The organism is Bradyrhizobium zhengyangense (genome assembly GCF_022012555.1).
Taxonomy (GTDB): domain Bacteria; phylum Pseudomonadota; class Alphaproteobacteria; order Rhizobiales; family Xanthobacteraceae; genus Bradyrhizobium; species Bradyrhizobium zhengyangense.
In genome coordinates this window covers 159,462-180,819 of the sequence record NZ_JAKLTZ010000003.1, presented here as the reverse complement: position 1 = coordinate 180,819, position 21,358 = coordinate 159,462, and the positions used below count along the sequence as shown (strand labels likewise).

19 protein-coding genes are annotated in these 21,358 nt (G+C 64.1%); 7 read left to right on the top strand and 12 right to left on the bottom strand.

Annotated features, from left to right (window positions below; translation table 11 throughout):
• Positions 1 to 104 precede the first annotated feature (104 nt).
• Positions 105 to 662 (bottom strand): hypothetical protein, encoded by a 558-nt coding sequence (locus tag L6639_RS11375; protein ID WP_237861507.1) that lies wholly within the window; start codon positions 660 to 662, stop codon positions 105 to 107.
• A 146-nt stretch (positions 663 to 808) separates the two neighbouring features.
• Here L6639_RS11375 and L6639_RS11370 point away from each other — a divergent pair, with 146 nt between their 5' ends.
• Positions 809 to 1,195, top strand: a complete 387-nt coding sequence (locus tag L6639_RS11370) for a VOC family protein (RefSeq protein ID WP_237861506.1) — start codon at positions 809 to 811, stop codon at positions 1,193 to 1,195.
• Between the two features lie 28 nt (positions 1,196 to 1,223).
• On the opposite strand, the gene L6639_RS11365 is transcribed toward L6639_RS11370, so the two are convergent.
• Positions 1,224 to 1,721, bottom strand: a complete 498-nt coding sequence (locus L6639_RS11365; protein ID WP_237861505.1) for a hypothetical protein — start codon at positions 1,719 to 1,721, stop codon at positions 1,224 to 1,226.
• A gap of 258 nt (positions 1,722 to 1,979) precedes the next feature.
• On the opposite strand from L6639_RS11365, the gene L6639_RS11360 reads away from it, so the two are divergent.
• Positions 1,980 to 2,333 (top strand): GrlR family regulatory protein, encoded by a 354-nt coding sequence (locus L6639_RS11360; protein WP_237861504.1) that lies wholly within the window; start codon positions 1,980 to 1,982, stop codon positions 2,331 to 2,333.
• Positions 2,334 to 2,341: 8 nt separating this feature from the next.
• Here the strand turns inward: L6639_RS11360 and L6639_RS11355 are convergent, their stop codons facing one another.
• The 8 genes from L6639_RS11355 to L6639_RS11320 all read right to left on the bottom strand — a co-directional run bounded on the left by L6639_RS11355 (position 2,342) and on the right by L6639_RS11320 (position 11,466).
• Complete coding sequence (locus L6639_RS11355) at positions 2,342 to 5,029, bottom strand: PAS domain S-box protein (protein ID WP_237861503.1); 2,688 nt, start codon at positions 5,027 to 5,029, stop codon at positions 2,342 to 2,344.
• Positions 5,030 to 5,119: 90 nt separating this feature from the next.
• Positions 5,120 to 6,034 carry a DMT family transporter gene (locus tag L6639_RS11350; protein WP_237861502.1) on the bottom strand — a complete coding sequence of 305 codons (915 nt, stop codon included), beginning with the start codon at positions 6,032 to 6,034 and terminating at the stop codon, positions 5,120 to 5,122.
• 80 nt (positions 6,035 to 6,114) lie between these two features.
• Positions 6,115 to 6,930: an NUDIX hydrolase gene (locus L6639_RS11345; protein WP_237861501.1), complete on the bottom strand. Its 816-nt coding sequence runs from the start codon at positions 6,928 to 6,930 to the stop codon at positions 6,115 to 6,117.
• 4 nt (positions 6,931 to 6,934) lie between these two features.
• On the bottom strand, positions 6,935 to 7,888 hold the full coding sequence (locus L6639_RS11340) for a dihydrodipicolinate synthase family protein (protein ID WP_014494558.1): 954 nt from the start codon (positions 7,886 to 7,888) through the stop codon (positions 6,935 to 6,937).
• Positions 7,889 to 7,915: 27 nt separating this feature from the next.
• Positions 7,916 to 8,794 (bottom strand): SDR family oxidoreductase, encoded by an 879-nt coding sequence (locus L6639_RS11335; protein ID WP_237861500.1) that lies wholly within the window; start codon positions 8,792 to 8,794, stop codon positions 7,916 to 7,918.
• 122 nt (positions 8,795 to 8,916) lie between these two features.
• Complete coding sequence (locus tag L6639_RS11330) at positions 8,917 to 9,777, bottom strand: MaoC family dehydratase (RefSeq protein WP_237861499.1); 861 nt, start codon at positions 9,775 to 9,777, stop codon at positions 8,917 to 8,919.
• Positions 9,778 to 9,919: 142 nt separating this feature from the next.
• On the bottom strand, positions 9,920 to 10,309 hold the full coding sequence (locus L6639_RS11325; RefSeq protein ID WP_237861498.1) for a Zn-ribbon domain-containing OB-fold protein: 390 nt from the start codon (positions 10,307 to 10,309) through the stop codon (positions 9,920 to 9,922).
• Positions 10,309 to 11,466 carry a thiolase domain-containing protein gene (locus tag L6639_RS11320; protein WP_237861497.1) on the bottom strand — a complete coding sequence of 386 codons (1,158 nt, stop codon included), beginning with the start codon at positions 11,464 to 11,466 and terminating at the stop codon, positions 10,309 to 10,311. Before L6639_RS11320 ends, L6639_RS11325 begins: the two co-directional genes overlap by 1 nt.
• Before the next feature lie 602 nt (positions 11,467 to 12,068).
• Here L6639_RS11320 and L6639_RS11315 point away from each other — a divergent pair.
• The 4 genes from L6639_RS11315 to L6639_RS11300 are packed head-to-tail and all read left to right on the top strand — an operon-like array spanning position 12,069 to position 15,432.
• Positions 12,069 to 13,310, top strand: coding sequence for a toxic anion resistance protein (locus tag L6639_RS11315; RefSeq protein WP_237861496.1), 1,242 nt, complete (start codon positions 12,069 to 12,071; stop codon positions 13,308 to 13,310).
• Positions 13,307 to 13,690 carry a hypothetical protein gene (locus L6639_RS11310; protein WP_237861495.1) on the top strand — a complete coding sequence of 128 codons (384 nt, stop codon included), beginning with the start codon at positions 13,307 to 13,309 and terminating at the stop codon, positions 13,688 to 13,690. The genes L6639_RS11315 and L6639_RS11310 overlap by 4 nt, the downstream gene beginning before the upstream one ends.
• Position 13,691: 1 nt before the next feature.
• On the top strand, positions 13,692 to 14,615 hold the full coding sequence (locus tag L6639_RS11305; RefSeq protein ID WP_237861494.1) for a heavy metal-binding domain-containing protein: 924 nt from the start codon (positions 13,692 to 13,694) through the stop codon (positions 14,613 to 14,615).
• Between the two features lies 1 nt (position 14,616).
• Positions 14,617 to 15,432, top strand: a complete 816-nt coding sequence (locus L6639_RS11300) for a heavy metal-binding domain-containing protein (protein ID WP_237861493.1) — start codon at positions 14,617 to 14,619, stop codon at positions 15,430 to 15,432.
• A 140-nt stretch (positions 15,433 to 15,572) separates the two neighbouring features.
• Here the strand turns inward: L6639_RS11300 and L6639_RS11295 are convergent, their stop codons facing one another.
• Positions 15,573 to 19,064 carry an indolepyruvate ferredoxin oxidoreductase family protein gene (locus L6639_RS11295; protein WP_237861492.1) on the bottom strand — a complete coding sequence of 1,164 codons (3,492 nt, stop codon included), beginning with the start codon at positions 19,062 to 19,064 and terminating at the stop codon, positions 15,573 to 15,575.
• 282 nt (positions 19,065 to 19,346) lie between these two features.
• Here L6639_RS11295 and L6639_RS11290 point away from each other — a divergent pair, with 282 nt between their 5' ends.
• On the top strand, positions 19,347 to 20,558 hold the full coding sequence (locus L6639_RS11290; RefSeq protein ID WP_237861490.1) for a c-type cytochrome: 1,212 nt from the start codon (positions 19,347 to 19,349) through the stop codon (positions 20,556 to 20,558).
• Here L6639_RS11290 and L6639_RS11285 read toward each other — a convergent pair whose 3' ends face one another.
• Positions 20,559 to 21,203, bottom strand: a complete 645-nt coding sequence (locus L6639_RS11285; protein WP_237861489.1) for a trimeric intracellular cation channel family protein — start codon at positions 21,201 to 21,203, stop codon at positions 20,559 to 20,561.
• Positions 21,204 to 21,358 lie beyond the last annotated feature (155 nt).

Here is a 21,358-nt window from a genome sequence, read left to right as displayed (position 1 = left end):
CATTAATTGGTTCCTGCGCCCAGCCTTTGGTTCAATTGGCGACGCCAAGATTTCCGGCCAAGGGGCACGGACGGTAACTTTTCCGCTAGCGAATGCGTGGCCTTTTAGGCGCGCCGCGCCGTGACAACCGAGCACTTCGCCTGATCGGCATTCACATTGACGAATCCGACTGGAACGCGTGCAAAAGTCTTGCGGCTCTTCATGCTGACCGTATCAGCCAGCACGCGGCTGCGGTCCGTCAAATGACTGCCGTCGCGCCGCGTGAAGGCGCAGACGATCTCGACATCCTTTACGGCATAGTCGTTGTCATTTCGCACGGTGAACGTCACCAGCGCCTTCGAGCCGAGCCCGCCGCGGCGCCAAGTCTGCGACGATATCTTCATCCGGTCGAGCCCGGCGGCTTTCGTAGCGGAGGTATCTGGGGCTGACGTTGGCGAAGCAGAATCGACTCCTGCCAGCGCCAATTTTACAGGTTCGGTTTGAGCAACATTGCCTTCGGAGGGAGGCATCAACAGCCAGATTGCACCACCGACCACACTCGCGGCCAGCAGCGACAACAGGCCCCGCTTCAACCAAACGCCTGTGGCTGACTGGAGCCGCTGCCGCTCCTCGCCGTCCCCGACGAAATGTCCCAGTCCGATCCGGCCAAACCCTGATTTCATGGGTGCGCTGCTCACTCATCCTTCAATCCGCGAGGCGAATTAAGGTTCCCACAACTAGGCGGATCCTCCTAGAGCCATGTGGCGATCGTCCATGGGGATCGCTAACATGCGCCGCAACATCGAAGACCCTATCGGGAGGAATTGAAATGCCTGTCGTCGTCACCTGGGATCACGTCCATCTGCGCAGCCCGGATCCGGAAACGACCGCCGCCTGGCTGCGCGATATCCTCGGCGGCGAGATTGTGCGCGCACCGGGACGAATCGACGTGAATCTCGGCGGCGCAAAGATCTTCATTGCGCCTCTGGAAGGCGAAAGCGCCGTCAGCCCGCCGCCTCCACATCCCCATCAGGGCCTCGACCATTTCGGGCTCACCGTGAAGGACATCGACGCGGTCGCGGCCGAGATCAAGGCCAAGGGCGTGACATTCACGCGGGAGCCGACCACGATCCGGCCCGGCGTCCGCATCTGCTTCATCCGCGGTCCCGAAGGCATCTCCGTCGAGCTGCTCGAGCGCGACAAGAAATATACGTGACGCGGCAGGCGAGGCGCTGCCCGGCCAGCTAGGTCATGCTGCCGGGCATAAAGCAGCGGATGGTGACGCCCATATAGCCATAGATCGGCCACACCATGGTTCGTCCAACCCGGTTGGGCTCCGAGATCACGGCCTCCTCCGGCACGTCGACCCAGACGAGTTCCTGCTGCTTGCCCTCAATCATGTAGCCGAGGCGCGGGATGCGGACACGGTAGTGCCCGTCCTTGCTTTCCCAATCGGAGTCCGAGATCGCCGAGCCGTCGGCATCGGAGCAGCATGGCCCTTTGCCGCTGCGCAAGCCGTCGAACCAGGCTTTCAGCTCGGCATTGGTATTGACGAACTGGCCGCGGTCGCGTGCGTGGCCCCTAGGGGCAACCAACGCGATCAACGCCAGCGCGCAAGCAAGACTTGCCGCGCTTCGCCACCGTGTCGGACGGCCGATCCGCCGTCGTTGTGTTTCGCAAATCGTGGGACGCGCACTGTACAGACGCGGCTCATCGCCGCCGGAATCGATCCAGTTGCTCACGTTTGTCTTGCTCCAGCACCCCGCGGCCAGTGCAACAATGGTTATGCATTTCGCGGGCCAACTCTGATTCGTTGGACAGGCCTCGCTGCATGATGAGACCGTCATGTCAGCGTCACACGCAAGCCGGGACAACTACGGCTCGCGTGCCGGCGCGGGACACAGCCAGCAAAATTGCCGCGTTGCGCGGGAGGTTGCGCTTTGGCATAAAAGCTTCACCGGTGACGCCATTGGGCGATGGTGACCGGCCGATGGGACGTTATGAAGAACGGCCTCTATTCGATTCACGTGAGCCTGCTCGATGGTCGGACAGGCAAAGGCAGCGGCGTGATTCTTTTTCGCGACGGCAAGATCCTTGGCGGCGATGCCTACCTCTATTACACCGGCAGCTACGTGGTGAAGGACGACCACACCTTCAAGGGCGAGGTGCTGGTGCAACGACACACCTCCCCGCGCGGCGATGACAATCCGCTATTCGGTGGCCCTGCCCCTGTTGGCATCGGCGTCAGCGGGACCTACACGGACACCCGTGCGGAGATGACGGGCACGGCGCTGGTCGGCAAAGCCAGCCTGATTTTCGGCGCCACCCTGCACAAGCTCGTCGACGTCGATTAGCCACAGATTTATTCGGCAGCCTGCTCCAGCGGTGCGGTACGCGGCAGGATCATCTGGATGCGCGTACCACTGCCAGGCTCGGAATCGAGATCGAGCCGGCCGCCGAGCCGGTTGGTGACGATGCTGTAGACGATGTGCAATCCGAGACCGGTACCGCCCTGGTCGCGCCGCGTCGTGAAAAACGGATCGAAGGCGCGGCGCCGCACGTCGAGGCTCATGCCACAGCCATTGTCAGACACGATGACCTCGACATTGTCCTTGCCGGACTCGCGCACCTGGATGTCGATGATCCCGGGCCGCCCGTCGGGAAAGGCGTGCGCGACCGAATTCAGGAATAGATTGGTCAGCACCTGGCCGTACGGGCCGGGATAGCTGTTCATGGTCAGATTGGGCTGGCACTCGACGTTGAGCGTCAGGTTCTGCTTGCGCAGGCCCGGACGCAGGCTCATCACCACCTGCTCGGTGAGGTCGGCAAGGTCGAAGCTGCGCTGGTCCGAATAGTTGCGGTCGGCCGCGACCTGCTTGAATGACTGGATCAGCTCGGCCGCACGGTTCAGGTTGGAGACGAGCTGCGAGGACGCATCGCGACTGGTGCTGAGATAGTCATTGAGCGTGGATCGGCGAAGCTCGCCGCGCTCGACCTCGGCGCTGAACATGGCGGTCTTGCGCTCGAGCGCCGAGGCGACCGTCAGGCTGATGCCGACGGGATTGTTGACCTCGTGTGCGACACCGGCGACGAGGCGTCCGAGGGCGGCCAGCTTTTCCGCCTCGATCAGCGAGGCCTGGGTCTCGCGCAGATTGCGCAGCGCGGTTTCGGCGGCGTCCTTGGCCTTGCGCATCTCCTGCTCGCCGCGCTTGCGTTCGCCGATGTCGAGCGCCACGGTGACAATCCGCTCGATCTCGCCCTCGGCATCGAGCAGCGGCAGCTTGTTGACCAGCCATTGCCGCATGTTGCCGGAGGCGTCCTTGTATTCCTCCTCGTAGAAGCCGAGACCCTTGCGCTGGCTGAGCACGCGCTTGTCGTTCTCGTCGGTCTTGGCCGCGCCATAGCGCGACATCAGATCGGCGGTTGTGCGGCCGAGCGCGTCGCCGGGTTCGATACCGAAGATGCCGGCCATGTAGCGGTTCATCAGCACGTAGCGGAGATCGCGGTCCTTGACGTTGATGACCGCGGGCACGGTGTCGATGACCTGCTGCAACAGGCGCCGGCCTTCGGCGATGGCATCTTCCGCCCGCTTCTGGTCGGTAATGTCGCGCAGCGTGCCCTCGTAGCGGACGATCGTGCCCTGCTCGTCCCGCACACCGGTCGCGCTGTCGGAGAGCCAGAGGATGTTGCCGCTGCGCTGGCGCACCTGATACTCGAACTCGCGCACCATGCCGTCGCGATGCATCAACCGCTGGTATTCCGCGCGCGCCTCGGGATCGACATAGATGGTGTGGGCGATGTCGTTGATGCTGTCGATCAGGTGTTGCGGGCTGTCATAGCCCATCATCCGCGCCAGCGCCGGATTGGCATTGAGAAGATCGCCGGCCGGCGTCGTCACGTAGATGCCGTCGACCGAGCCCTCGAACAGCTTGCGATAGCTCTCCTCGGCCAGCCGCTGCTCGGTAAGCGCGCGCACCGCCGCCTCGCGCGCGGTATCGGCCTCCTCCAGCGCGCGACGAAACACCTCCGCGGCGCGTGCGATGTCGCCGATCTCATTGTTGAGATCAGCCGAGGGAATCGAGGTCCTTTTCTCGCCGGCCGCAAGCGCGCGAATGGAGCGTGCGATCTGGGCCAACGGCCGCACCGTCCGCCCCACCACGAAGACGGCGGCGAGGATGCCAATCAACACGCCCATGCTGCCGAGCACGATGCTCTGCCAACGCGCCTCGGCTAGCGTCCGGGCAAAGTCGCGCGACAGCACATGGCCGCGGCGGTCGCTGACGTCGCGCAGCAATTCGGTGACACGGCCGATCAGCCGGCCCTCGGTGCCCAGCACCTCGCGGTCGATATCGGCGATCTGCCGTTCGCGCACCGCGACCGCGATGATGGCATCGGCGTAATTGTTCACCGCCGCCTTCAGCTTGCCATCGGCAATGTCCATCCTCCGCATGCCCTGCGCGGCCTGTTCGGCCGCGGAGGGATTGCGCGCGAGCAATCCAAGCGCGATCCGGCTCTGGGCCTCCGAAAGGCGCGCGGCGAGATCACGATCCCCGCTTTCGGAGACCGCCGCGTCGAACTGGTCGCGCAGCGGAGGCAGCCCGGCAAGCAGTTGCGCGCGGCGATCGATCAGGGTCGATATCCGATCCAGCCCGCTGCGATAGGTCGCAAGCCGCTCGGAGACGCCGTCGATCATGTCCTGCTGTTCGGGGGCAAGCTCGATGCGGGTCTTCTTGAGGATGTCGCTCAGGGTCGACGCGGCCTCGCCGACCTGCTTGAACTGGATGCCGGCGCCGGGATCGGTGACGAAGTCACGCGCGGCGAGCCGCAAATCGTTCATGCGGCGGTCGATATCTTCGGCGAGATCGCCGACGCTTTGCAGCCGCTGGAGCTCGGCGAAGGTGGCGTCGATGTGCCGGATTGCGATCACGCTGGCGGTCGAGGTGACGATGATCACCGCCAGCACCAGGATGAAGCTGCCATACGTCATCTGGCCGATCGACAGCGAAAACGATCGCTTCGGCGGCGGATTCGGTGGCGTTTCGGCGGACATTGGGGCGGAACCGGACTCCATACCCTCCTAATATACGCTGTATCGCCCCTCCGGGGGAACATGCCTCCACGGGCCGGAACGGGCTGTTTTTCATGATGGTTTAGCGACGGCTGCCCGCCGGGCCGGGATCGTCATGGCGGCGACGCCGAGGACGACGCTAGCCAAGCCAATCCAGGCGGTCCGGCTCAGGATCTCGCCGAGGAAGGCGACGCTGATGGCGACCCCGATGGGGACGCGCAAGTAGGCCTGTGCGGTGGTGCCGACCGAGCCGAGCGTCTGGATCAGCCGGAAATAGATCGCGAACGCGGCTGCGGTCGAGAACACCGCAAGTGCCAACAGCGCGAGGACGGAGCTGAGCGAGGGCGACAGCGTCCAGGGCTGCTCGAGCACGAGCGAGGCCGGGATCAGCACGGCCGCGCCCGCCAGCAGCGAGCCGGCGGCGGGTGCCATCGGATCGAGGCCCTTGAAGCTCCGGCCGAAGATCGCGGCGCAGGCGTAGCAGATGGTGGCGGCGACGATCGCCGCTTCCGCGAGGAGGCCGCTGCCGATCTCGCGGAACGCATCGACGCCGACGATCAGTAGGATGCCGGCCATACCCGCCACCACGCCGAACAGCTTTCGCGGCGTCGTGGCCTCATGGCGCGTGACCATTGCGGTGAGCAGGAAGGTGAAGATGGGGCCGGCCGAATTGAGGATAGTGGCAAGCGCGGCATCGACGTGGCGCTCGCCCCAGGCGATCAGGGTCCATGGGATGACGCTGTTGAGCACGGCCTGGAACGCGAAGCGCTGCCAGGTCGCGGCATCCGTCGGCATGCTGATGCCCCTCGCCCACATGACCGCGAGCAGCAACAGGCCCGCGACCGTCGTGCGGGCGGCGATCAGCGTCACCGGCGGGATGGTGGCGACGCCGAGCTTGATGAAGGTGTAGGAGCCACCCCAGAGCGTTGCGAGCGCGACCAACAGCGCCAGCTCGACGGCGATGTTGGTGTCCTGTCTGACGTCCATCTGATCCGTCCCGTCCATTCGCGATGGACGGAACCTAGCGCATCAGCCGCCGCCAATACTTCGTTCGGTATCGAAGTGTCTTAGCCGACCGCTCCGACCTCGAACACCTCGCCGTCATAGCCGGCCTCGCGGGGAATGCGGAGCTGGCGACCGGTGTCGGTCTTGGTCATCACCGGCATCACCGTGACGATCGACATCCCCTTGGCATGATCGAGCGCGGCCCTCACGCTCGGCTGCTTGGCGAGCCGGATCAGATTGCGCGTGGTCGGGAACGGCAGCTTGAAGCGGCCGCTGTCGCCGCCCTCCACCGCCTCGCGCGCTGAGAGCCAGATCGAGTCGGTCGACTCCCTCCCGTCATGCGCGCCGAGCTGGTCGGGCGGTGCGGCCGCAAGGAAGAACCAGGTGTCGAAGCGCTTCGGCATGCCCTCCGGCGTGATCCAGTGCGCATAAGGCACGAGCGTATCGAGTGCGAGCTGGAGACCGTTGTCGGCCAAAATGCTGAGAAAGCTGATCTTGTGCTCGTTGAGCGCGACGCGATGTGCGTCGGCGATCTCGCCGGCGCGCTTGGCGTCAACAGGTGCGTTCGAGCCCTTCGCACGCGCAAGCAGGATGCCGCTCTCCTCAAACGTCTCGCGGATCGCGGCGATACGAAAACCGCGGTCCGCTTCGCTGAGGCCCTCGCCGCCCGAATACAGCTCGGATCGCTTGACGATCTCCTGATCGCCGGCATCGACGCTGCCGCCGGGAAACACCAGCGCGCCCGAGTTGAACTCGATCTGATGATGGCGGACCATCATGAAGATTTCGACTTCGCCGCGGCCCTTGCCGTCGGCCTTCGGGCCGTCGCGCAGCAGGAGGATCGTCGAGGCCGGGCGTGATGCTGATGTCTCGGGCATTCAACTAACCTGCGGCGCTAGATTGCGGGCCGAGATTGGCGCGCTTGTCGAAACGGGCGACGCGCGACAAGAGGTAATCGACCTCGGCCTTCGCGGTCGCTGTCATCGTCGCGCCCGGCTTGCGCTGCGCGCTGGAGGCGATGATGCCGCGCTTCTGCAACACGTACTTGCGCACGGTCAGGCCGACGCCGGGCTGCTGCTCATAACGGATCAGCGGCAGATGCGCGTCGAACAAGTCATGCGCGGCGTCGCGCTTGCCAGCCTTGGAGAGGTTGACGACGTCGATCAGAAGCTCGGGGAAAGCGTAACCAGTCATGGCACCGTCGGCGCCGCGCTCCATCTCGAAGTCGAGGAAGGTGCCGCCATTGCCGCAGAGGATCGAGAGCGGACGGAGTGAGCCGTCCTTCTGGAAGCCGCGCAGCGTCGAGATCTTCTCCAGGCCCGGCCAGTCCTCATGCTTGAGCATCACGCAGTTCGGATTGTCCATGACGATCTTGCGGATCACGGCGGGGGTGAACACCACCGTGAGCGTCAGCGGATAGTCCTGGAGCACCCAAGGCACATCGGGGCCGATCGCCTCGGCTGCCTGCTTGAAATAGCCAACGATCTGATCGTCGGTGCGCAAGCTCGGCGGCGGCGCGATCATGACGCCGGCTGCGCCTGCATCCATCGAAGCCCTCGCCAGCGAGCGCATCGTGGCAAAGCCCGGCGCGGAGACGCCGACGATCACCTGCATCTTCTTGGCGCGCTTGACGTAGCGCACTGCCACCTGCTCGGCCTCGGCGGCATCGAGCTTCGGCGCCTCGCCGAGGATGCCCAGCACCGTGACGCCGTCGCAGCCGACCTCCTCGTAGAAATCGGTCAGGCGGTCGATCGAGCGCTCGTCGATCCGGCCGTCGTCGTGGAAAGGTGTCGGCGCGATTGCGAAGGTGCCCTTGGCGTCGGCGGTGAGTTTCATCGTCGTCCTTGTCTCTCTGTCGTGTGGCTAAAACCGCCGCGCGCCCATCTTGATCTGCTCCTCGGAGAAGAAGATCTCCTTGGCATGATCGACGATGTCCTGGGCATTCCACCCCGCATGCGGCGGTTTCCAGCCTTCCATTTCCATCATCCGCATCTCGCGTACGCCGCGGGGCCCGGACACGCCCAGCACCTTGCCGGTCTGGTCACCCGACAGATCGCTGACCATGTATAGCACGGCCGGTGCGATGCCGTCCGGCCCCAGCGCCGCACCTGGGTTCTCCTTATAGCGGGGCAGGTCTGCGGTCATGCGGGTCAGGGCGCCCGGCGCCAGCGTCCAGATCCGGATGTTGTACTTGCGGCCCTCGATCGCCAGCACGTTGGACAGGCCCCAGATGCCGCCCTTGGCCGCGCCGTAATTGGTCTGGCCGAAATTGCCGATCAGACCCGAGGTCGAGGAGGTGTTGACGATGACGCCACCGCCATTTTCCCGCATCCAGCGAAACACCGGCATGGTGCAACAAAAGGTGCCTTTCAAGTGCACCTTGATGACCTTGTCCCAATCGGCCTCACTGGCCTTGTGAAAGGTCTGGTCGCGCAGGATGCCGGCATTGTTGACCAGGATATCGGCGCGTCCGAAATGCTTGATGGCGTCGTCGAACACCGACTGGCCACCTTCCATGGTGGAGATGTCGGCGCCGTTCGCGACCGCCTTGCCGCCCTCGGCCTTGATCGCGTCCACCACAAGCTGCGCCATCGATTTGTCGGCACCGGAGCCGTCACGGGGCCCGCCGAGGTCGTTGACTACGACCGCGGCCCCTTCCCGCGCGAACAGTTTTGCGTAGGCCTCACCGAGCCCGCCGCCCGCGCCGGTAATCAGCGCAACCTTGCCATCGAGTAGTCCCATGGTGGCTTCTCCCTGTTTTTTGTTGTCATTCCGGGGAAGCGCGCAGGCTGAACCCGGAATCCAGAGCCTGTAGAACGAGATTCCGGGTTCGCGCTTTGCGCGCCCCGGAATGACAGCGAGGGCTAACCCAGCACCGTCTTGCCGTTCTTGATCACCGTCACCCCGCGCGACTTCACCTTGGCTTCGAACGAGATCGTGTTGCCGTCCTTCCAAAGGTCCATAGTCACGGTCTCGCCGGGAAAGACCGGTGAGGAGAACCGCGCGACATGCTGGCGAAACGCTGACGCGTCGTAATCGGCATAGGTCTGGAGCACGCCGCGGCAGGTGATGCCGTAGGTGCACATGCCGTGCAGGATCGGACGCGGGAAGCCGGCCTTCCTGGCGAACTCGGGATCCGAATGCAGCGGGTTGCGATCGCCGCAGAGGCGGTAGACCAGCGCCTGGTCCGGGCGCGTGACGATGTCGATGGTCTTGTCGGGCGCGCGCGAGGGGATCTTGTGCGGATCGGGCTGGGTCAGGTTCGGCCCGCCAAAGCCGCCATCGCCGCGAGCGAAGCGCGAGGCGACGAGCGTTGCCAGCTTCTCGCCCTTCTCGTTCTTGAGAACGGTCTGATGGCTGATGACGACACCCTTGTCCTTGCCCTTGTCGTAGACCTCGAGCACGGAGGAATCGGCGGTGATGTTAGCGGCCACCGGCAGTGGCTGATGAAAGGTGATGTCGCGCTCACCGTCGACAACCATGACGCGGTTGAGGTTCATCTCGCCGGGGCCCGAGCCCCAGGCGGCGACGGAAGCAAAGGTCGGCACCACCTTCAGTGGCCGCGGCGTGAACGTGCCCTCGTTGACGAAGGCGAGCTCGTTCTCGTCCATCGGGTCTGCGCCGAGGCCGATGCCGTAGGCGTAGAGCATGACCTCGCGATCACCGTAGGCATATTTCTGGCCGAGGTTTTTCAGGCCCTTGAGTTCTTCATATCTAGCGGACATGTTTTGTTTCCTCTCGTTCTCATCCTCATGGTGAGGAGGCGCTCTTGCGCCGTCTCGAACCATGAGGATGCCCGAAACGCTTTCTTGTCGTGGCCATCCTTCGAGACACTTGCTTCGCAAGCTCCTCAGGATGAGGACCGCCCTAGGCCACCGTAAAGAACGGCAGTGGCGCCCCGTCCGTCGGCTTGAACACCACCTTCACCTTCTGGCCGATCTTCAACTTCTCCAAATCGCAGTCGACGAAGTTGGTCTGCACCGAAGGCCCCTCCTTCAGCGTGACGTAGCCGATGGCGTAAGGACCGGTCGGCGACTTCCGCATCAGGCTCCAGGTATAGATCGTGCCCTCGCCCGAGGCCTCCTCCCACACCGTCTTGTCGGAATAGCAGAACGGGCAGATCGAGCGCGGGAAGTAATGCGCCTCGCCGCACGCGGAGCAGCGCTTGATCATGAACTTGCCCTGCTTGGCTGCGTCCCAGAACGCTGCAGTCTCCGGATTAGTCACTGGGGCCGGATATTTCTTCACTTCACTCATCACACGCGCTCCAGAATGGCGGTCGAGGCCGCGTGGCGGACGCCCAAAAGGCCACCTGTGCCGTGGGCGATGGCGAGATCGCAATTTTTCACCTGCACCTTCGGATGCGCCTCGCCGCGCAGCTGTCTGACCGCCTCGATGATCTTGGTCATGCCGCCGCGGTTGACCGGATGGTTGCTGCAGAGGCCGCCGCCGTCGGTGTTGAACGGCAGCTTGCCGACGCCCGAGATCAGATTGCCGTCGGCGACGAACTTGCCGCCCTCGCCCTTCTTGCAGAAGCCGAGGTCCTCGAGCTGCATCAGCACCGTGATGGTGAAGCTGTCATAGATCGAGGCGTATTTGATGTCCTTCGGCGCGATGCCGGCTTCCTCGAACGCGCGCGGGCCGGACCACACACCGGCTGAGTAAGTGAGGTCGAGATCCTTGCCGCCGCGCGGCCCCTTCATCGCCTCGCCATGGCCGATCAAGCGCACCAGCGGCTTCTTCAAGCTCTTGGCAATCTCCGGCGTCGTCACGATCAACGCGCCGCCGCCGTCGGAGACGACGCAGCAATCCATGCGATGCAGCGGATCGGAGATCATCGGCGAGTTCAAGACGTCCTCGACGGTGACGACGTCCTTGAGCATCGCATGCGGATTATATTGCGCATGGTGCGAGGCCGCGACCTTGATCCAGGCGAGTTGCTCGCTGGTGGTGCCATAGTCGTGCATATGGCGCATGGCACACATGCCATAGGCATTGTGCGTGGTCGCGCCGTAAGCAGATTCAAAATCGACCTCGGCGCCGGCCGCACGCGGCGGCATCACGCCGGTGCGCGGCTTGCCGGCCAGCGTGATCAGCGCGATCGAGCATTTGCCCGCGGCGATGGCTTCGGCGGCATGGCCGAGATGGATGATGTAGGAGCAGCCACCGGTCTCGGTGGAATCGACATGACGCAGCTTCTTGGTGTTGAGGCCGAGATAATCGACCATCGGCCAGGCGCCGCCGGGCGCATCGCCCGCGCAGAAATAGCCGTCGACATCGTCCTTGCTGATCCCGGCATCCTCGATCGCGCCCTTGGCGACCTCGGCGTGAAGCTGGGCGGTGGATTTGTCCGGCGCATGCCGGGTCGGGTGTTCGTAGATCCCGGCAATGTAGGCCTTGCCCTTGATGGTCAAAACAGAGGTCTCCGCTCGCGTTTCTTCTTGGCTCTTTTTTCTGGACCGCTGATGCCCTGTTGGCAAGCGCGGAAATATTCCGTCGGGCGAGAGGGCGGCGGATTGGCGCAAATGCGGTGAGGCTGTCGTGTCCCGGATGCGCGTGCGGCCGGAGCACGAAAGGCTGAGCGAAATCCTAAAGATGTTTTGCCCGACGGCACAAGCAATTTTTCGTTTTATCGAAAACGAACCTGCTGGCCGAAAACAACCCCATGCACAGTAGAACGCCGACTGATTTCGAACAGAAAATCGAAACGCCACGAAGGTAGGCGCCCCCTGTGCCAGTTTCCGGAAAATCGCGGGAACGGGATTCTTTCAGGTCTCGAACCCATCGGTACGGTCGAACCAATTCCCGCGTCCGTCCTACTAACGAACACGACGGGCCTTTCTGTTCAAACGAATCTGCCCGGAAGACGCTAACTGACGAGCAAGCATGTTCAGCGGCCGGTCGGAACCCCTATTCTTGGGCGCTATACGGCCGCCCACGACACGTTTATGTTGCAGCGTCAGAAGCCGCTCCGTTCGCCTGGCCGGGAGACACGGAGCGATCGGTGGAGCTAAGAATGCCCGATAGCAAGCCAGCCGCGCCTCTCGATCTCTCCGTCTTCGACAATCTCGACTCATCGCCGGGACAGGTGCCGGCCGTCGCCCCAGTCCCGCAGCCTTTGACCACGACGGACCCGCGGTTGATGCCGGAACCGGCGCCTGAACGGCTTGTCGAGATCGCCAATCTCAGCGCCGCGGATTTGACGGCCGCCCAAACCTCGGCCGCGAAGGTGGATTTCCGGAACACCACCACCCTATTGGCGCACGGCGATGGAGCACTCGCCGCCATCGCCCAGACATCTCGGCAATTGTTGACGGGCGTCCGGCTCGAGGATGCCGGCGAGGTCGGACGAATTGCCGCGAGTGTGATTGACGGCGTGAACATCCTGCGGATCCAGGACCTACAAGCCGAAGCAAGAGGCGATCAGCCGGTCACACGCAAAGGGCTGCTCGGCAAATTGATCGGCGCCGTAGCCGATGCTCGCACTGCGTTCAGCGGCTTCCTGGAGAACCGCAAGAAGTTCCTCGACTTGATGGATGCCGAACAGGCCAAGGCGCGCAAGACCAAGGCGGACCTGACGATTGCAGTCCAGCTGCTCGACCAGCAGGCGCTGGCAGTGCGGCAAAGTCTCAACGACCTGAAGATCGAGATCGCAGCCGGCCAACTCGCGCTCGACCGCGGTCAGGCCGAGCTGGAAACGCTGCGGCAGCATGCGGTCGGAACCGGCGATGCGACTGATGCCGCCGACGTGATGGAGTTTCGTTCGGCGGTCGCGAACTTCCGCGGCAAGATCGCCGAGATGCGGGAAAATCTCGTGGCATCCGCGATGTTGATCCCGATCATCGGACAGAACAAGAAAGCCGCCGAGACCCGGCTCATGAAGATATCGAACGGGATGCTGGTGGTGATCCCGCGCCTGATGGCGGTGGCAAGCCAGGCGGTGGTGCAAGTCGATATTGCGAGGGCCGCTTCCGAATCCGAGAAGCTGGATGAAGCGGCACGGCAAATCACCATCCTGGCCTCGAAGGGCGCGCATGACGCCGCGACCAGCGCCGCCCGCAGCCTGGGTGGCGATCAGCGCAACATCGACGTGCTGGCGCAGGTCGCGGACGAGGCGATCCAGACCATGCACGAGGTCATCGCGATCGAGCGCGAGGTCGCCTCGGGCGACCGCGAACGCGAGGCCAAGCTGACGGCGATCCGCGACCGCCTGGTGCAGGGCATGCAAGGCGTCAACGCCGCGGCGGTGCAGCGGTGACCGAGAACGTCAATTTCGACATCCAGGCCGCGTGGCTGCGCAGGTTCAAGTCTGACGCCGAGAGCAATCTCCGCGCCTTCGCACTCAGGCTCAAGGAAGCTCTGCCAGAACTTGTGACGGTCCACGAAAGCCGTGGGCTTTTTTCGCGCAGTGTGAAGACCAGGGGCGTCTCGGTCGAGCTCGGCGAAAAGCGATACAACCTGGAGATCGAGGGCGGCCGGCTCAAGGCTAGCATCGCCATGGTGGTTCACGGCGTCGTGCTCAACACCAAGAGCGTCGACCCCACCGAATGGTTCGCGCGGCTGGCCGAGGAAACCCGGAAGGCCAGCGACTACGCGCGGGCTCTGAGCGGATCGCTCGGCGATTTCATGGCGGGCTGAGATGGGCATTTTCGACATCTTCAAGCAGCCGGATGCCGAGACCCTCGCCCGGCGTGCCGCCCACGACGAACGCATCGCCGACATCCAGGACTCCCTGCAAAGGCGCGAGGTGCCGAAGGTCATCAAGGAGCGGCTGGAGGGCGTACGCAGCGGACGCCGGCCCTGGACCGCCACGCTGACGCCGGCCGAGCTGTTGATCGCGCGATCACATGGGTTGCGCCCGATCGCGGCGATCTCGGCGACCTGCTGGCTGCATTACGGCTGGTCGTGGACCGAGGGTCACGCCGAGGGCTGGCACACGGCCCTGCGCCGGTTGAAGGAAGAGGCATGGACCGCCGGCGCCAACGCAGTTCTCGATGTCAAGATGCGGACGATCCCGCTCGGCATCGACAACAGCATGGATTTCACCCTGACTGGCACCGCGGTCCGCGTCGAGGGATTGCCGCCAAGCGATGACCCGATCGTCGCCACCGTCCCTGCCCTCGAGTTCGTCAAGTTGCTCGAAGCCGACGTGGTGCCGACGGGCCTCGCGATCGGCGCCTACTATGAATGGCTCAACGACTGGCTCAACAACACGAATCTGACGTGGGCGGGCAACATCGAGTCCACGCGGCTGAGCGAGCTCTGGCAGCACGTTCGCCAGCGGGCTCATCAGGAGCTGCGAACCAATGCGCGCCCCCAGGGCAACGGCGTGCTGGCGCATCTCAATTTCAGCGAGATGTTCGAGCGCGAAGGCCAGAACGATCGAAAGCAGTATCTCGCCCGCCACATCGTCGTGGCGACGACCGTCGACGCCAGGCGCGGTGCCACGATTCCGCATGAGGTGCGCATGGTCGTGGACATGCATGACGGCCGCACGCCATTGGTCGGCACTACGCCACATCACCAATCCTACCAGTCCAATGAGTCCGAGGGAGCCATTTGACATGACCGACGAGATGCCGGCGCACGCCAGGGACCGCCTCAAGGGTTTGCGCAGCTCGGCGCATTCGACCGGCGTGTTCACCTCCGATTTTTCGGTCAATGAGTTCTTGCTGGTGCGCAAGGCCGGCTTCGAGCCGATCGGCTTGTGCGTTGGCAGCTGCGTCTACCATGTCGGCATTCAGTACCGCAGCTGGAGCAAGAACCAGGAGCTCGATGTCCTCTCCAAGGCGATGTATCACGCGCGCGAGCTGGCAATGAGCCGAATGCGGGCAGAAGCCACCGCCATGGGGGCAGACGGCATCGTCGGCGTGAAGCTGACGATCAAGCGGCTGGAGTGGGACGAACATCTGCTCGAGTTCATCGCCATCGGCACTGGTGTCGTGCATGGCGAAGGCCATCCCGGATTCCGCGCCCATGACGGCGGCCCCTTCACCTCCGACCTGTCGGGGCAGGATTTCTGGTCGCTGCTGCATTCCGGCTATCGTCCGGTCGAGATGGTGATGGGAAGCTGCGTCTATCACGTCGCCCATCGCGGCATTCTGGCGGGCCTTGGCAGCATCGGGCAGAACGTCGAGCTCGAGAACTATACCTCGGCCATGTACGAGGCGCGGGAGATCGCCATCGACCGGATGCAGTACGAGGCCGAGGCGGCTCATGCCGAAGGCGTCGTCGGGGTCGATATCCACGAAGGCAGCCATGGCTGGCAGACCCATGTGATCGAGTTCTTTGCGATCGGAACCGCCGTGCTGCCGCTCGACCAGGAAATCGCGCCGGAGAAGATCGCCGATCCGATGATGGTGCTGTCGGTGAACGACTAGGGCGCGATCGGTCGCACGCGATATCGGAACGCCGATCCGTAGGGTGGGCAAAGCGAAGCGTGCCCACGTCTTTCAATATGACTCTGACCAAGATCGTGGGCACGGCGCAAGTGCGCCTTTGCCCACCCTACGAGACCGTCCTATTCGGCAGCGATTTGTCTCGGCGCAGGCGGAGGGCTCGCCAGATCGGCAGCGAGCTGGGCGTAGCGGGCCTTGGCATCCGCCACCGCCTTCTCCTTCACCGGGCCGTAGCCGCGGATGCGGTCGGGCAGCGAGACGAGTTCGACAGCAGTGTCAACCGTGACGGGTGACAGCAGGCCGAGCACGGTGGCGACGTCCTTCTCGTAGCCGACGATCAGATCGCGCTCGAGCTTGCGGTCGGCGCTGCGGCCAAAGATGTCGAAGGGCGTGCCGCGCAGGAACTTGAACTTCGCCAGCGTACGGAACGCCTTCAGCATCCACGGGCCGAAGGCGCGCTTCTTCGGACGGCCGAGCGCGTCGACGCCGCGGCTGAGGATCGGCGGAGCGAGATTGAAGCTGAAGACGTAGTCGCCTTCGAACTGATCGCGGAGCTGCTGCTCGAACGCGCCGTCGGAGAACAGGCGCGCGACCTCGTACTCGTCCTTGTAGGCGAGCAGTTTTGAGTAATTGATCGCGACCGCGCGCGGCAGCGCATCGCCGTAGCCGCCCTTGACCGCAGCGTCGCGGACCTGGTCGACCAGCTTGCGATAGCGCTTGGCCAGGCGGCTGTTCTGATAGGCGGTGAGATGCTTGGCGCGGTGCTCGATGATCTCGTCGAGCGTCATGGCGTCCAGCGACTTGGGTGCTGCAACCTCGTCCGTTCCCTTCAGCATCTCGGCGAGGCGCGCGGGGTCTGCCACCGCAAGGCGACCGAGGCGGAAGGCCTCCTTGTTCATCTTGATCGAGACGCCGTTGACCTCGATCGCCTGCTCGATCGATTCAGCCGACAACGGGAACAGGCCCTTCTGATAGGCATAGCCCATCATCATCATGTTGGTGGCAATGCTGTCACCGAGCAGCTGCTCGGCCGGCTTGGTGAAATCGAAGAAGACTGAGTCCTTGTGCAGTGCCGTCTCCAGCAGGCCGTTGAGCTTGCGGGTCTGGAAGTTGAAGTCGCGGTTGAGGACGAAATCGGCGGTGGGGATGACGTGGCTGTTGATGATGCCGCGGGTACGGCTCGAGTCGCAGAGCGAGATCGTGTCCTTGGCGACCGCGACCACCTCGTCGGCGGCGAGCACGAGATCGGCCGTGCCGGTGACGATGCGCGAGCAGGTCACCTCGGCCGTATGATCCGACAGGCGGACGTGGCTGAGCACCGCGCCGCCCTTCTGCGCGAGGCCGGACATGTCGAGGATCATCGAGGCCTTGCCCTCGATGTGCGCGGCCATGCCGAGCAGCGCGCCGATGGTGAGCACGCCGGTGCCGCCGACACCGCCGACGGCGATGTTGTAGGGCTTGTCGAGCGTCGGCTTCGAGGTCGGCTCGGGCAGCGCGCCGATGTCAGCGAGCTCCGCCGGCGCGCGGTGACGCGGCTTGCCACCGTCGACGGTGACGAAGGATGGGCAAAAGCCCTTCAGACAGGAATAGTCCTTGTTGCAGGACGACTGGTTGATGGCGCGCTTGCGGCCGAACTCGGTCTCCAGAGGCTCGACCGAGATGCAGTTCGACTGCACCGAGCAGTCGCCGCAGCCTTCGCAGACGGCCGGGTTGATCATGACGCGGCGCGCCGGATCCTCCATCAGGCCGCGCTTGCGGCGGCGGCGCTTCTCGGCGGCGCAGGTCTGCACGAACACGATCGCCGACGTGCCCTTGTACTCCCGGCACATCTTCATGACGTTGTCGAGTTCGTCGCGATGATACTTCTTCACGCCGGGCGCGATGGTGTCGGCCGGATAGGCGTCGGGCGTCTCCGAGACCAGATAGATCTCGCGGATGCCTTCGGCGTGGAGCTGGAAGGTGATCTGCTGCGGCGAGAGATCGCCGTCGTGACGCTGGCCGCCGGTCATGGCGACGGCGTCGTTGTAGAGGATCTTGTAGGTAATGTTGGTCTTGGACGCGACTGCCTGGCGGATAGCGAGCAGGCCCGAGTGGAAATAGGTGCCGTCGCCGAGGTTTGCGAAAATGTGGTTCTCGTCGGTGAAGGGCGCGATGCCGACCCATGGCACACCCTCGCCGCCCATATGCGTGAACGTTTCGGTCGAGCGATCCATCCACAGCGCCATGAAATGGCAGCCGATGCCGGCGAGCGCGCGGCTGCCTTCGGGGACTTTCGTGGAAGTGTTGTGGGGGCAGCCGGAGCAGAAGTAAGGGGTACGAGAAACTGGCGCCGTGGGGATCATCTGCGACGCCTGCCGACCGTTGAACCAGTCGGCCTTGGCGCGGAGCATCTCGGCAATCTCGGGGTTGAGGTTAAGTCGAAGCAGGCGTTCGGTGAGCGAGGTCGCAAGCGAGGCAACGCTGAGCTCGGCGGCGAAGGTCAGGAAGCGCTTGTCGTGCTCGTCCATCTTGCCGACGATGCGCGGGCGAACGTCATCGCGCCAGTTGAACAGCTCCTGCTTGACCTGGTTCTCGACGATCTCGCGGCGCTCCTCGACGATGAAGATTTCCTCTAGGCCGACGGCAAACTGCCGTACGCCTTCCGGCTCCAGCGGCCAGGGCATGCCAATCTTGTAGAGGCGAAGGCCGATTCTAGCGGCGACCTCTTCCGTGATGCCGAGCTCGCGCAGCGCCTGGCGGACATCCTCGTAGCTCTTGCCCGAGGCCATGATGCCGAAACGGGCGTTCGGCGAATCCATGGTGACGCGGTTGACCTTGTTGGCGCGGGCAAAGGCGATCGCGGCAAAGCCCTTGTAGTCCTGCAGGCGGCGGTCCTGCTCGAACCGGTCGTCAGGCCAGCGCAGATTGAGGCCGCCGGGCGGTAGCTCGAATTCGGGCGGGATAATGAAGGGCTTCATCTCGTCGGTGAGGTCGATCTCGGCCGTGGTCTCCACCGTCTCGGTGATCACCTTCATCCCGACCCAGCAGCCGGAATAGCGCGACATCGCGATGCCGAGCAGGCCCATCTCGATCATCTCGTGGATGCTCGAGGGATAGAGATAGGGCATCAGCGCCGAGATGAAGGCATGGTCGGACTGATGCGGGACGGTGGAGGATTTGGCGCCGTGGTCGTCACCGGCAAGGCAGAGTACGCCGCCGTTCTTGGCGGAGCCGGCGGCGTTGCCGTGGCGGAAGACGTCGCCGCAGCGGTCGACGCCGGGGCCTTTGCCGTACCAGATGCCGACCACACCATCATATTTGGCGCCGGGCGAGAGGTTGAGCTGCTGCGAGCCCCAGACGGCGGTCGCCGCCAAATCCTCGTTCACGCCGGGCTGGAATTTGATGTTGTACTGCTCGAGGTGCTTCCGCGCCGCGAAAAGCTGCTGGTCGTAGCCGCCGAGGGGCGAGCCGCGGTAGCCGGAGATGAAGCCGGCGGTGTTCAGGCCGGCGGCGCGGTCGCGGCGAATCTGTGCCATGGGCAGACGGACCAGGGCCTGGATGCCCGTCGTGAAGATATGGCCGGTGTCCTGGGTGTATTTTTGATCGAGACTGATCGGACCCTGGTTGATGCCCATTCTTGTCCTCTTCCGCCCTTATGAGCGTTTGGCTGCTTAAGCCGTTGCCTGCCCATTGCTTTTAGCTAGGGCACGCCGACCACCTCTGCCACTCTATGTCGGATATTTAACCCGGCGCATCACAAATCTGGCCCATCCGTGGCGGCAGGAAAAAAACGCAATTTCGTGGCCGGAAAGGCATTGGCGATTTTCAGTTTGTGTCACCATACCCCCGCTGTCGCGAAACGACATGACGCCGTTATGATCCGGCTGTCGATTGAGGGGCGCAGGAGAAGGCATTCGATGCGGACGATTCTGGCTGTTGCACTGTTGTGCAGTGCGGTTACGAAGGCCGCCCTCGCCGCCGAGCCGTCGCCCGAGCTGATCGCCTATGGCAAGACGCTGGTCGAGGCCGGCGACTGCGCGGGCTGCCACACCGCCGATCCCGCCAAGCCGTTCGCCGGGGGCAAGCGCATCGACACGCCTTTCGGTGCGATCTATGCGCCGAACCTGACCCCGGATCGCGACACCGGCATCGGCGCCTGGCAGGACGCCGATTTCACCCGCGCCCTGCGCTATGGCACCAAGCCGGACGGCTCGCTGTATTATCCGGCGTTTCCCTACCCCTACTTCACGCGCATGACCAAGGACGACACGCTGGCGATCCGCGCCTATCTCGGCACCCTCGCGCCTGTGACCAGCCGCAACAAGCCGCCGGAGCTGCACTGGCCGCTCAACTATCGCTTCCTGATGCGCGGCTGGAATTTGCTGTTCTTCACGCCCGGCCTGTTCGAGCCGGACCAAAGCAAGAGCGCGGCGTGGAACAGGGGCGGCTATCTCGTCACCGGCCCCGGCCATTGCGGTTCCTGCCACACGCCGAAGAACTATTTTGGCGCAGACAAGACCGCGCAGGCGCTGGCCGGCAGCCAACTCGGCGGCTGGTACGCGCCGCGGCTCGATGGCGCCACGCGCACGGGGTTGCAGTCATGGAGCGCGGACGACATTACCGAATATCTGCAGAGCGGCCGCAACGCCAAAAGTCATGCCGGCGGCCCCATGGCCGAGGTGATCGTCGGTTCGACCTCGAAGATGAGCGATGCAGATGTGCGCGCGATCGCGACGTATCTGAAAGACCTGCCGCCGGTGCGGCGCGAGCCGAAGGTGACGCCGCCCGATGAGGCCGAGATGAAAGCCGGCCAGGCCGTCTACGCCAAATTCTGCATCGCCTGCCATGAAGCCGACGGCTCCGGTGCGCCGCGAATCTATCCGCCGTTGCCGGGCAATGCGCTGCTGCAATCGATCAATCCGTCGTCGACCTTGCGCGTCATCCTCGACGGCGCGCACACCGTGACGACGCCGCGCGCGCCGAACACCGGCGAGATGCCGGGCTATGCCAAGCAATTGTCGGACGAGGAGATCGCGGCGGTGACGAACTACATCCGCAATTCCTGGGGCAATGCCGGCCCACTGGTGACGCCGGCGCAGGTAGCAAAGGCGCGCGGGCAAGAGCCGTAGCTACTTCTCCTCGTCTCCCGTGAACACGAATTTCGGCATCTCCCATTTGTAGCGCACGGCGAGGAGACGAAAACTGATGCCGAGGACGAAGGTCAGGATGGTCCAGAGCTCCGCGTTGGGCTTGAGCCCGAACGCGGTGGCATAGAACAAGCCAGTCACCACCGAGACGCTGGCGTAGAGCTCGGAGCGAAACAGCAGCGGCACGTCGTTGCAGAGCACGTCGCGGAGTACGCCGCCCGCACAGCCCGTCACCATGCCGGAGACGATCACGATCGGCAGCGATGCATCCATCTGCCAGGCGATGTCGCAGCCGGTCATGGTGAAGACGACGAGGCCGATGGCATCGAGCACGACGAAGGCAAGCTTCAGCCGGTGCACGAGACGCGCGAACAAGATTGTGAGGAAGGCCGCGCCGCCGGCGAGCGCGAGATAGATCGGGTTCTGCACCCAGGCCAGCGGATAGTGCCCAAGAAAGAGATCGCGCAGCGTGCCGCCGCCGAGCGCGGTGATGCAGCCGAGGAAGCAGACCCCTAGCCAATCCATGCTGCGACGGCCGGCGGCGAGTGCGGCCGTCATGCCTTGCGCGGCAACCGCAACCAGAGAGAGGAAATGCAGCACGCTATCGCTCGGTGGCAGGCTCCACATCGCAGTGTTCCCTCATCCCCGGCCGCGGAACTTACGTCTTTGGTTCCCCGCGGAACAGGTTCCCGATTCCCGGCGCGGGGGCAACATGCGACGAAAGTATCGGAGAACGCGGAACAGAATCTTGGATTTCCGGGTTGTCACGCCGCAATAAACGA

Bases quoted from the DNA above. Each gene is read 5' to 3' on its own strand.
- L6639_RS11355 (WP_237861503.1), bottom strand. From the start codon at position 5,029: ATGTCCGCCGAAACGCCACCGAATCCGCCGCCGAAGCGATCGTTTTCG.
- L6639_RS11375 (WP_237861507.1), bottom strand. From the start codon at position 662: ATGAAATCAGGGTTTGGCCGGATCGGACTGGGACATTTCGTCGGGGAC.
- L6639_RS11350 (WP_237861502.1), bottom strand. From the start codon at position 6,034: ATGGACGTCAGACAGGACACCAACATCGCCGTCGAGCTGGCGCTGTTG.
- L6639_RS11370 (WP_237861506.1), top strand. From the start codon at position 809: ATGCCTGTCGTCGTCACCTGGGATCACGTCCATCTGCGCAGCCCGGAT.
- L6639_RS11285 (WP_237861489.1), bottom strand. From the start codon at position 21,203: ATGTGGAGCCTGCCACCGAGCGATAGCGTGCTGCATTTCCTCTCTCTG.
- L6639_RS11295 (WP_237861492.1), bottom strand. From the start codon at position 19,064: ATGGGCATCAACCAGGGTCCGATCAGTCTCGATCAAAAATACACCCAG.
- L6639_RS11340 (WP_014494558.1), bottom strand. From the start codon at position 7,888: ATGAAACTCACCGCCGACGCCAAGGGCACCTTCGCAATCGCGCCGACA.
- L6639_RS11315 (WP_237861496.1), top strand. From the start codon at position 12,069: ATGCCCGATAGCAAGCCAGCCGCGCCTCTCGATCTCTCCGTCTTCGAC.
- L6639_RS11330 (WP_237861499.1), bottom strand. From the start codon at position 9,777: ATGTCCGCTAGATATGAAGAACTCAAGGGCCTGAAAAACCTCGGCCAG.
- L6639_RS11300 (WP_237861493.1), top strand. From the start codon at position 14,617: ATGACCGACGAGATGCCGGCGCACGCCAGGGACCGCCTCAAGGGTTTG.
- L6639_RS11345 (WP_237861501.1), bottom strand. From the start codon at position 6,930: ATGCCCGAGACATCAGCATCACGCCCGGCCTCGACGATCCTCCTGCTG.
- L6639_RS11290 (WP_237861490.1), top strand. From the start codon at position 19,347: ATGCGGACGATTCTGGCTGTTGCACTGTTGTGCAGTGCGGTTACGAAG.
- L6639_RS11335 (WP_237861500.1), bottom strand. From the start codon at position 8,794: ATGGGACTACTCGATGGCAAGGTTGCGCTGATTACCGGCGCGGGCGGC.
- L6639_RS11305 (WP_237861494.1), top strand. From the start codon at position 13,692: ATGGGCATTTTCGACATCTTCAAGCAGCCGGATGCCGAGACCCTCGCC.
- L6639_RS11325 (WP_237861498.1), bottom strand. From the start codon at position 10,309: ATGAGTGAAGTGAAGAAATATCCGGCCCCAGTGACTAATCCGGAGACT.
- L6639_RS11360 (WP_237861504.1), top strand. From the start codon at position 1,980: ATGAAGAACGGCCTCTATTCGATTCACGTGAGCCTGCTCGATGGTCGG.